The 9,921-nt window shown below is 70.0% G+C and carries 9 protein-coding genes; 7 read left to right on the top strand and 2 right to left on the bottom strand.

Translation table 11 applies throughout. The features are described 5' to 3' along the window. On the bottom strand, positions 1 to 371 hold a 371-nt coding region (locus tag ACFWW9_RS18660; RefSeq protein WP_390378841.1), incomplete at its 3' end, for an NUDIX domain-containing protein. A 213-nt stretch (positions 372 to 584) separates the two neighbouring features. Here ACFWW9_RS18660 and ACFWW9_RS18655 point away from each other — a divergent pair. Then, positions 585 to 1,472 (top strand): purine phosphorylase, encoded by an 888-nt coding sequence (locus tag ACFWW9_RS18655; RefSeq protein WP_390378838.1) that lies wholly within the window; start codon positions 585 to 587, stop codon positions 1,470 to 1,472. Next, positions 1,469 to 3,583, top strand: coding sequence for a hypothetical protein (locus ACFWW9_RS18650; RefSeq protein WP_390378835.1), 2,115 nt, complete (start codon positions 1,469 to 1,471; stop codon positions 3,581 to 3,583). The genes ACFWW9_RS18655 and ACFWW9_RS18650 overlap by 4 nt, the downstream gene beginning before the upstream one ends. 42 nt (positions 3,584 to 3,625) lie before the next feature. On the opposite strand, the gene ACFWW9_RS18645 is transcribed toward ACFWW9_RS18650, so the two are convergent. Then, a complete protein-coding gene (locus ACFWW9_RS18645) occupies positions 3,626 to 5,095 on the bottom strand; it encodes a glycosyl hydrolase family 79 C-terminal domain-containing protein (protein ID WP_390378832.1) in 1,470 nt (489 codons plus the stop codon). Between the two features lie 151 nt (positions 5,096 to 5,246). Between ACFWW9_RS18645 and ACFWW9_RS18640 the strand changes: the two genes are divergently transcribed. The 5 genes from ACFWW9_RS18640 (at position 5,247) to ACFWW9_RS18620 (ending at position 9,920) form a co-directional block, all read left to right on the top strand. Then, positions 5,247 to 5,978, top strand: coding sequence for an MBL fold metallo-hydrolase (locus ACFWW9_RS18640; protein WP_390378829.1), 732 nt, complete (start codon positions 5,247 to 5,249; stop codon positions 5,976 to 5,978). A 61-nt stretch (positions 5,979 to 6,039) separates the two neighbouring features. Further along, positions 6,040 to 6,993 carry a GlxA family transcriptional regulator gene (locus ACFWW9_RS18635; protein ID WP_390378826.1) on the top strand — a complete coding sequence of 318 codons (954 nt, stop codon included), beginning with the start codon at positions 6,040 to 6,042 and terminating at the stop codon, positions 6,991 to 6,993. Positions 6,994 to 7,004: 11 nt separating this feature from the next. After that, positions 7,005 to 7,646, top strand: coding sequence for a DJ-1/PfpI family protein (locus tag ACFWW9_RS18630; RefSeq protein WP_390378823.1), 642 nt, complete (start codon positions 7,005 to 7,007; stop codon positions 7,644 to 7,646). 386 nt (positions 7,647 to 8,032) lie between these two features. After that, positions 8,033 to 8,173, top strand: coding sequence for a hypothetical protein (locus tag ACFWW9_RS18625; RefSeq protein ID WP_390378820.1), 141 nt, complete (start codon positions 8,033 to 8,035; stop codon positions 8,171 to 8,173). Further along, entirely contained in the window at positions 8,166 to 9,920 is a 1,755-nt protein-coding gene (locus tag ACFWW9_RS18620; RefSeq protein WP_390378818.1) for an aKG-HExxH-type peptide beta-hydroxylase, read from the top strand. Before ACFWW9_RS18625 ends, ACFWW9_RS18620 begins: the two co-directional genes overlap by 8 nt. Position 9,921: the final 1 nt, after the last annotated feature.

The following is a 9,921-nucleotide window of genomic DNA, read 5'->3' as shown; positions in this document are numbered from 1 at the left end:
CCGCCCGCGGTGGGGGAGGGCAGATCCGGCACGAATGCCAGGTAGCACACGGTGACCACTCGCCGGCGGGGATCGCGGTCCGGGGTGCCGTAGGTGCGCAGCTGCTCCAGGTGGAGCCCCCGCGCGTCCAACCCGGTCTCCTCGGCCAGTTCGCGCGCGGCCGCCACGTCGATGTCCTCCGACGCGGCGGCGAGGAAACCGCCGGGCAGCGCGAGTTCGCCGAGGTGCGGTTCCACCCCGCGCTCGACGAGCATGATCTGCAACGCGCCCGCGCGCACCGTGAGGACCGCCAGGTCCACCGCGACCGCGACCTCGGGGATCGTCCACTCGGCGGCGGGACTTTCCGCGATTTCGCGTGGTCGTCCGTCCACATGGAACAGCATACTCACGTCCTGTCGGACCCGTTCGCGTGGAATAATCGTCAGATTGACAAAAATTGAGGGGCTGGGCTAGCGTCCGTCCCCGTTGTGGCCCCCTGTCAGGCCGCGAACCCCCGATTTCGCTCCACGTCCTCGCGACCAGAGCTGTCGCGCGCCGTCCCGACGATGCACAACCCTTACGACACAACGTGATGGAGCAAATCCATGATCGTGATCCTGACCGCGCTGGAGAGCGAGCACGCGGCGGTCCTCGGCCACCTGACCGACGTCGAGGCGCACACGCACCGAGCGGGCACGCTGTTCGACGTGGGCGTCCTGAAGTCCCGTTCGGACCGGCGGATCGCCGTCGCCGCAACGGGAATGGGCAACCTGACCGCCGCGGCGCTCACCGAGCGGGCCGTGGTGGAGTTCCAGCCCTCCGCGATGCTCTTCGTCGGCATCGCGGGTGGACTGCGCGACTGGCTGGAACTGGGCGACGTCGTGGTGGCCACGCGGGTCTACGCCTACCACGGCGGCCGCAGCGAGGACGACGGGTTCCACGCCCGCCCGCGCTCCTGGGACATCTCGCACAAGGTCGAGCAGGTGGCGCGGCGCGTCCACCGGGCACGGGAGTGGCACAAGCCCTTCAGCGACGGCGCCTGCCCCGAGGTGCACTTCGCGCCGGTCGCGGCGGGGGAGGTGGTGCTGGACTCGCGCACCTCGGAGCACGCGCGGCACCTCGACCACGCCTACAACGACGCCGTCGCCGTGGAGATGGAGAGCGCGGGCTTCGCGCTCGCGGGCCACCTCAACGACGGCGTCCCGATGGCCACGGTGCGGTCCATCAGCGACCGCGCGGGCGGCGCCAAGAACACCACCGATGACCAGGGCTGGCAGTCGGTCGCCGCGCGCAACGCCGCCGCGTTCGCCGTGGCACTGGCCGAACAGCTCGACGACGCGCCCGCGGTGAAGCCGACCCCGGCCGAGACCCCGGTCGCGCCGCAGGTCCACAACACCAACGTCGCCAAGGGCAACGCCACCGTCGGCCAGCAGATCGGCGTCAACCACGGCGCCTACTACGCGGCCCCCAGGCAGAACGAGGACAACCGATGAGCGCCCCTCCGTGGACGAACCACAACTCCGCGTCGAGCGGCAGCCACGTCGACCAGCAGATCGGCGTGAACTACGGCGACACGGCGTTCCACCGGTACGAGACGATCTACAACGTCACCCAGACCGATCCACCGGAGCGCAAGGAGAAGGTCGCGCTCAACCACCTGGAGGGCGGCAACTCCCGGTTCGCGGAGTCGATCCTCGGGGAACTGCTGCGCACCGGGCACGCCACGACCTCGCGGGCTTACTACTACGCGCTCTCCGTGCTCAGCGACCGGTCCCTGAACGAGATCGACCGCGCGGAGTACGAGGATTTCGGCATCGCCTGCCGGGCCGCCGAGGGCTTCCCGGTCGACGGGTGGTCGGTCGCGCTGAACGTCGTGCGGCAGTTCATGTCGTGCATGTGGAAGCAGGACAAGTACACCCCGGTCGACACCGAGGAGATGCGGAAGGTCCTCGACGCCTTCGACCGCCTGCCCGAAGCGCGCCGGGGCGAGATCACCCGTCACCTGCGGATGGTCCTCGGGGGCGCGGTGCAGGAGCGCTTGGACGTGGAGGGCGTGCAGCGGGTCGTCACGGAGCGCCTCCAGCCGAACCGCGGCGGGCGTGCGTGGAAGTTCTTCCAGCCCGAGCCCGCGGAGCCCCGACCCGTGACGCTCGCCGCTCCGGCGATCCCGCAGGAGACGTGGTTCAAGATCGTCGGCGGCGGGTTCGGCGTGCTGATCGGCCTGCTCGTCCTGCTGTCGGGTATCGGCGGCGCTGCCTCGTTCCTCGCCGTCCCGCCCTTGGCGGCGGGCGGCTACCTGGTGGTGCGCAACGGGGTGGAGCGCGCTCAGCTGGTGATCCGCCGCCGTCGGATGGACTACGAGCACGGCGTGCCGTACCTCCAGCGGCAGGCCAACTCGCCGGGGCACTGGGTCTCGACCGAGTTCGTCAAAGACGTGTTCGGCAGGGTCGAGACCTGCTTCCGCGAGGCCCGGCCGCACGTGGCCGGTGACTGGCTCGGGGACACCGCCGGTCTGCGCGAGTACCTCAAGGGCCGGTTCGTCCACCTCTACGGCAACGCGCAGGTCACCCCGGCGTCCATCAACTGGCTGATCCGCTGGCACGCCAACCAGGTCGCCAAGGCCTGGCTGGCGGGCACGTTGTACGCCTACCAGGTGGAGAACCGGGAATCGAGCCGCACGACCACGCTGTTCCGGTTGGGCATCGGGGTGTCCGCCGTCGGGTTGCTGGTGCTGTTCGGATCGGGCGCGGGCGCTGTCGCGGTGATCATCGCGGCAGCCGGGTACTTCGGGGTGACGGGTGCCGTCGAACTGCTGGCCGCCCGCCGTGACCACGAGGAGGCCCGTGCGGACTGCGCTCGGCGGTACGAGGACGAGAAGGTGGCATACGCGGACTGGGTGCGGCTGCTGGCGGACCGGCCGACCGACGCCGAGATGGGCCGCTGGCTCGACCTGGACAAGGCGTTCCTGAAGACTGCCGCGCTCCGCCGGGTCGGGCTCGACAACCGGGATCTGGTCGCCTACGTCGTGATGACGGAAGGCACTCCCAAGGCGATGCGGGCCAGGGTGCCGCACGGACCGCCGCGGTTCTCCGAGTACGTCGTGCTGGTCTTCCTCCTCACCAAGAGCGGTGTCCGGGAAGTGGAGGTCGACCTCGACTTCCTCACCGGCACCACCAGGGACGAGCGGCGGACGTCGTTCCGCTACGAGCACCTGGTGTCGGCCAGGGTGTCCGAGGTGGGGATCCGGTACGCGGACGACCGGCGCGTCATCGTCGAGCCAGGGGAGCCGCAAGGCCCCTTGGAGATCGAGAAGGTGCGCAGCCGCGCGCTGCGGTTGACGCTGGCCAGCTCGCAGGAGATCACCGTGGTGGCGGCGAACTTCGCCGGGTTGACCGATGGTGACCTGGAGCAGGAGTCGGAGCTGGTGCGGATCGCGTTGCTCACCTCGGGCATCGCAGGCGCGCTGAGCATCCTGGAGGCGGTTGCCGCCGAGGGTGCGGACTGGATCACCCGTGAGCAGGAGCGGCGTGAGCGGCGGTCGCGCGACTGGCGTGACGGCGGTGGCGGCGAGATCGCCGGCCCGGACTTCGGGGCGCTGCTGTAGAACCCCGGTGGGCGGTCTCGGTCGAGACCGCCCACCGGTCGGTCAGCAGCCGTCGAGGGTGATGACCACGGCGCTGCCCGCGGCCACGTCGAGGCCGAGTGAGCCGTTGCGGACGCGCACCTGGTCCGCGCGGCGGGGGTTCAGGTGGCCCTGGCGGTCCACCGTGGCGCCCTGGATCGAGGTCGCCTCGCCGCCGAGGGTGTCGCCGGTGAGGCGCAGGACTTCCGCGCTCCGCGCGCGGCCGTCGACGGTGATGTCGAGGTGGACGGGGGCCGCGGTGGTCTCGTCCTTCTGGATCACGGCGATCCTGGTGCGGCCGTCGTCGCCCTTCACGGCGTAGGCCGTGACGTTGCGGTCGGTCGACAGCGTGAGGGGCAGGAACTTGCCGGACTTCATCTGCCGCGCCATCCACAGGCCGTAGTAGATGGGCATCGCCTTGTACACCTTGGCCTGCTCGTCGGCCGCGTTCGCCGCGCAGATCGGCGTGTAGCGCTGGAACTTGCCGTTCCAGATGGGCTCGTTGCACACGCCGAGTCCACCGTGGACGTTGATGCCGTCCACGCCCGCCCGCGCCATCTGCATACTGTAGTCCAAGCCCCACAACGCCGACGCGAACTTGTTGCTCACGCCGTCAACGCCGCCGCCGTAGGCGGAGTTGGCCTCGTCGATCCGGAACGGCAGCCCGTTCGCCTTGGCCGCGGCGAGGTTCTTTGCCACGGAGTTGAGTTGGGACGTGACCGTCGTCGGCGACATCAGGGTCGCGATCGTGGCGTCCGGGCCCGCGCTGTACTGGTGCACGGTGAGCATGGACATCCGGTCCTTCTCGTCCGCGGCGAGCGAGGCCGCCCACGACGACGAGGTGCCCGCCGTGTCGGGTCCGGCGATGCGCTTGTTGCCGACCGCGGCGGCGCACATCTCCCAGTCCTTCTGGTAGTCCGGGTAGGCGTACCCGGCGGGCCTAAACGCCTTGCCGACCCACTGGTCCGGCTCGTTGCCGCACTCGGCCGCCACGAGCTTGCGGCCCAGGATCGAGAACATCGACTTCGCCTGGTCCGTGCCGAGCGCCTGGTCCCAGCGGCCGAGGTTGATGCCCACCATGGTGTTCCAGCCGGTGACCGACAGGAACCTGTTGAGACGCTTGATGTCCGTCGGCGTCACGACGTCGTTCACCCACGTGGGCAACGGGTTCGGCGGTTCCTGGCCCTGCGGCACCCACAGGGTGTCGCGGTCGAGCGTGTTGCCGGAGATGCGGACGTTGCTGCGGCCCAGTGTCTTGAACAGCGCGGCGGCGTTGCCCTTCGCCGGGTCCAGGTTGCCGATGCCGAGTTCGCGCATCTCGAACGAGAGCCCCACGAAGTCCGACGCCAGCCGTCCCGCCGGGTGGGCCGTGTCGATGGTGATGGTGGCCGTGGACACCGGGTCCGCGACGGCGACCCCCGCCGTGCCGGTCAGGGTGGCCACCGCGGTGGCCGCACCCAGGGCCGCTCGCCAGCCGGTGCTGATTTTGCGCATGCTGCCGCTCTCCTCGTACGCGGAAAAGGACCGGCGGCGGCACCCTTGCGAGCGAGCTGTTGCGGTGGAGCGGTGCCACGGTACGTCGCGGCTCCGCGCACGGGCAAGATCACGCGGGGATACCGGTCGTCGACGACTTTGGAGACCAACGATGAGCGTGGTGCACCGCCTCGGGGACGGGCTGGTCAACTTCTACCTGGTCGACACCGGCGACGGCCTGGTGCTGGTCGACGCGGGCCTGCCGGGCCACTGGCGGGGCTTCCTCGCCGACCTGGACCGGCTCGGCGTCGCGCCGACGGACGTCACCGACGTCCTCGTCACCCACGGCCACCCCGACCACGTCGGCCTCGCCGAGCGGCTGCGGGTCGAGGCGGGCGCGCGGATCCACGTCCACGAGGCCGAGGCCGCCCTGGTCGCCGCACCCCTGCGCCCCGCTGCCGACTCCCGGCCGGAGAAGTCGATCGTCGGCTACGCCCTCCGCAGGCCGAGCGGCCTGCGGACCCCGTTGCACCTGCTGCGGCAAGGCGCCCTGCGCACCCGCCCGGTGCTGGAGCCGGTCACGTTCACCGGCGGCGTCCTGGACGACGTGCCGGGCCGTCCACTGGCCGTGCACACCCCCGGCCACACGCACGGGAGCACGGTGTTCGTGTTCGCCGAGCAGGCGTTCACCGGCGACGCCCTGGTCACGCGCGAGGAGATGCTCGGCCGCGTCGGACCGACGCTGATGTGCCGCGCGTTCAGCAACGACGGTGCCGCCGCGCTGGCGTCGCTGCGGGCGTTGGAGGCGCACGACGTCCGCGACGTCCACCCCGGCCACGGCGACCCGTGGACCGGCGGTCTGCCCGCCGCCGTGCGGGAGGCGGTCGCCGCGGGCGTGCGGTGATGGCGGGATCCGAGGGTCACGTGTCGTTGCCGCCCTCGGCGGGGTCCTCCAGGCTGGGGGAGTGCGGGACGTGGTGGTCGTCGGCTACGACGAGGTGGCGTTGCTGGACCTCGCCGGTCCGGTGGAGGTGTTCGACGGCGCGCGCCGGGGTTTCGGCGCGGACTACCGGCTCCGCGTGGCCTCGGTCGGCGGCGGCCCGATGCGGGCCACCCCGGGGCTCCAACTCCTGACGGAGGACCTGGCCGACCTCCACGGCCCGGTGGACACGCTGCTGGTCGTGGGCGGGTTCGGCTCGCCGATCGCCACCACCGACGCCGTCCTGGTCGGTCACATCGCCCGCCTGGCGGCCACCGCGCGCCGGGTCGCCGGGGTGTGCACCGGCGCGGGCCTGCTCGCGGCGGCCGGTCTCCTCGACGGCGGCCGCGCCACCACGCACTGGGCGTTCTGCGCGGACCTGGCCCGACGCCACCCGGCCGTCGAGGTGGTGCCGGACGCGATCTTCGTGCGGCACGGCCGAATCACCACCTCGGCCGGCGTCACAGCTGGCATCGACCTAGCCCTCGCCTTGGTCGCCGACGACCACGGCCAGGACGTGGCCCGCCAGCTGGCCCGTTGGCTGGTGGTGTTCCTGCAACGACCGGGCGGCCAGTCGCAGTTCAGCGTCCGCTCCAGCGTTCCCGCGGTCCGCTCCGACGGCCTGCGGGTCGTGCTCGACGCCATCGCGGAGGACCCGGCCGCGTCGTGGACGGTCGCCGACATGGCCGACCGAGCCGCGATGAGCACCCGCCACCTGGCCCGCGTCTTCCCACGAGAGGTCGGCCTCCCACCCGCCAGGTACGTCGAACGCGCCCGCGTCGAGTTCGCCACCGAACTCCTCGACAACGGCGACGAGGCCCTGGACGTAGTAGCCCGCCGCAGCGGCTTCGGCTCACCGGAAACCCTGCGCCGGGCCTTCCAACGCGTGATCGGCGTGTCGCCCGGCGGCTACCGCTCCCGCTTCCGCACCACTTCCTGAGGGGAACCCCGTTGGACATCGCCTTCGTCCTCTACCCGGACATGACCGCCCTGGACCTGATCGGCCCCTACGACGTCCTAGGCCACGCACCAGACGTGACCCCGCACTTCGTCGCCGCCACCCTCGACCCGGTCCGCTGCGACGCTGGCCTCCTCATCACCCCAACCACCACCTTCGAGTCGATGGACCGCGCAGACGTCATCGTCGTCCCCGGCGGCAAGCCCTACGACGTCCTCGCAGACGGCACCGTCACCACCTGGCTCCGCAAGGTCCACCCCACCGCCACCTGGACGACCTCGGTCTGCACCGGCTCAACCCTCCTGGCCGCAGCAGGCGTCCTGGAAGGAAAACGCGCCACCACCCACTGGGCCATGCGCGACCTGCTGGCCTCCCTGGGCGCGGAGGTGAGCACCGACCGCGTGGTCCGCGACGGCCAGGTGATCACCGGCGCCGGCGTCTCAGCAGGCATCGACATGGCCCTGACCCTGGCCGGAATCCTCTGGGGCGACACCCTCGCCCAGGGCCTCCAACTGGCGATCGAATACGACCCCGAACCCCCGTACGACAGCGGCTCCGTGGAAAAGGCGTCACCGGAGGTGGTCAACCTCATTCGCGGCCTTCTGGTCAATGACTTCAGTGCAGACCGAAACTAGCACGCCTGGGCTCTTGTCTTAGCAGGTCAGCGCCACAGCAGGCCGATTGCCCGGAAATCACGTGTAGTGGCATCGCGCCCGTTCGCGGCATGCCTTGTCGGTCGGCTAAGGCATGGATCTTCGAACCGGGGTCGACGTGCCAGTACTGCCCAGTCCGCGCGTCTGCCAGCAGTGACTACGAGGGTCTCGTGGTGGCGGCCAGGCGATACGCGCATTTATGCGGAATTCGTTGGCCGCACTGTCCGGAGTAGACCTATTGGCCCTTCGTGCCGTATCCGGCTGGCCGATTCCGCAGGGCGTTCTGCTCGGGCATCATGGAACCCAGTGGCCTAGTGTGGGGAGACGTCGACGTGGAACCAGTGGATTCCCGGAGTGAGCTGCCTTCGATGTTGCTCGACCTCTCGTCCCTGTCGCTGTTCGATCTGAGAACCGTGCGTTCGCCGCAGCTCGACGACGCCGTTCGGCGAACTGTCGCCGGGGCGCTTCAGGGCTGGTTCGGCGATCGCGTCCAGGTGCAGCGTGACTAGTGACGACGGACCTGCAGTAGAGCTGAACACGCATTTTTTACCGCGTCACGTCTTCGACGAGATTTGCGCCGGATCGATGTCTCCGGCCGGAATGGTGTACTTGCGCGCCAGTCAGTTAAGCCTGCGAAAGTTGCGATTGCGTGTTTTCGCGGAATCCGTGACTCGGGTCACCGGCCAGCTCGCTCCTTTCGCGGGAATCAGTGCGGCCTGGGATCTGCTGGCCGAGGCCGAGCGTCGTGCTCCGGCCGCTGTCGAGGACGTCCTCATGTACCCGACAGTAGGTGTCTGGCTTGTCCGTGCGCTCCGGCAGGTGTTGGGAATTGCTCCGGACACGACACCCCTCTTCGTCGAGGTAGGCGGGTTCCACGCTCTCGCCGCCGCCGCGGCGATCAGGAGCGGGGTGGACTTCACCATCCCGGTGCCGGTGGTCCACGGTGCGGTCACATTGCCGTCGGTGGGCGTCGTGCGGGTTCCGACCGGTATTCCGGTCGGCTACGTCGACCTGTGGCACGCTTCCGGGAAGATCGGAATCGCTGTCCTGGGGGCAAATCGGGAAGTACCGTTGGAGTCGTTGCGGCGGCACCGGAGTTCGGTGCGCGGAAGAACGGTCGACCTGGTTTTCGACGACCTCGACATCTATCGGGAGTTCGAGTGCCCTCGGCGGGCGACTCCGTTGTCGGAACGTGAGTACGATGAATGGTGCAAGTTCATGGACGAGGCGTGGGACGTCCTGACGGCGCATCATTCGGAATCTGCCGTGGAATTGTCCGAGGGGCTGTCCACCGTTGTTCCGCTCGGCGCGGAGCAACGTGTGTTCGCCGCGTCCTCCACGGCGGCTTTCGGCAGTATCGCGATGTCTCCCAAGCAATCCGCGGTCACGTTCGCGGAGGCGCTGGTGCACGAAACACAGCACTCCAAGCTCAACGCCCTCCTGGATTTGGTGGTGCTGTGCGAGGACGACGGTGTCGGCCGTTTCTACGCACCTTGGCTGGACTACCCTCGAACGATCACCGCTCTGCTCCACGGGATCTTCGCGTTCTGCAGCGTAGTTGAGTTCAGCCACGTCCAGTGCGGTCTGGCACCGGCCGCCGAGCGGCGTTACGCCCACTTCACCACCGCGTACCGGCGCGTCCAGGTCGGCTTGGTCGTCGACACCTTGAGTCGAGTGCCGGAGTTGACCCCCTTGGGCCGCGAGTTCGTCGCCTCGGTGTCCGTCCGGCTCGCCGTGTGTCCGTCCCCGGCCGATCTCCCCGCGGATGTCGCGGACACGATCCGGTGGATGACCACCGTCCACAGCGTGGTGTGGCGCCTCCGCCATGTGCGGTCCGACGACGACTTGGTCGACGCGCTGGCCGACGCGTGGGTTCGAGGTGCCTCCGCACCTCGACTCACCGGGGTGGACGTCGTGGAAGCCTCGCCGGAGACCGGCCGCACAGCGCTGGAGGTGCTGCTCAGGGCACAGGCGCTGGAGCCGGACCACGTCGCTCGTCTGGGATCGGTGGACGCGGCCGAGGCGGCGTTCCTCGGTGGCGACCTCCGGCGAGCCGCTTCGCTCTTCAGCACGCGAGTGGGCAGCGCTCCGGGCGATGTCGAGGCCTGGGCCGGTCTCGCCATCGCGACCGACTCCGCCGCGTTGCGGCGCAGACCCGAAGTGGTCCGAGCCGTGCACGACGCGGTGGCCCTCCGGACCGGCCGGGCTCCCGAGCCCGGTGAGCTGGCGGCCTGGTTGGACCCCGCCGCCAGCTAGT

It is taken from the genome of Umezawaea sp. NPDC059074 (assembly GCF_042738955.1).
Taxonomy (GTDB): Bacteria; Actinomycetota; Actinomycetes; order Mycobacteriales; family Pseudonocardiaceae; genus Umezawaea.
The sequence above is the reverse complement of the archived record's forward strand: the minus strand, read 5'-3'. Positions and strand labels throughout refer to the sequence as shown.

What these genes read in the sequence shown, in the direction of transcription:
- ACFWW9_RS18655 (WP_390378838.1), top strand. Translation starts at nt 585, where the DNA reads ATGATCGTGATCCTGACCGCGCTGGAGAGCGAGCACGCGGCGGTCCTC.
- ACFWW9_RS18625 (WP_390378820.1), top strand. Translation starts at nt 8,033, where the DNA reads ATGTTGCTCGACCTCTCGTCCCTGTCGCTGTTCGATCTGAGAACCGTG.
- ACFWW9_RS18650 (WP_390378835.1), top strand. Translation starts at nt 1,469, where the DNA reads ATGAGCGCCCCTCCGTGGACGAACCACAACTCCGCGTCGAGCGGCAGC.
- ACFWW9_RS18645 (WP_390378832.1), bottom strand. Translation starts at nt 5,095, where the DNA reads ATGCGCAAAATCAGCACCGGCTGGCGAGCGGCCCTGGGTGCGGCCACC.
- ACFWW9_RS18640 (WP_390378829.1), top strand. Translation starts at nt 5,247, where the DNA reads ATGAGCGTGGTGCACCGCCTCGGGGACGGGCTGGTCAACTTCTACCTG.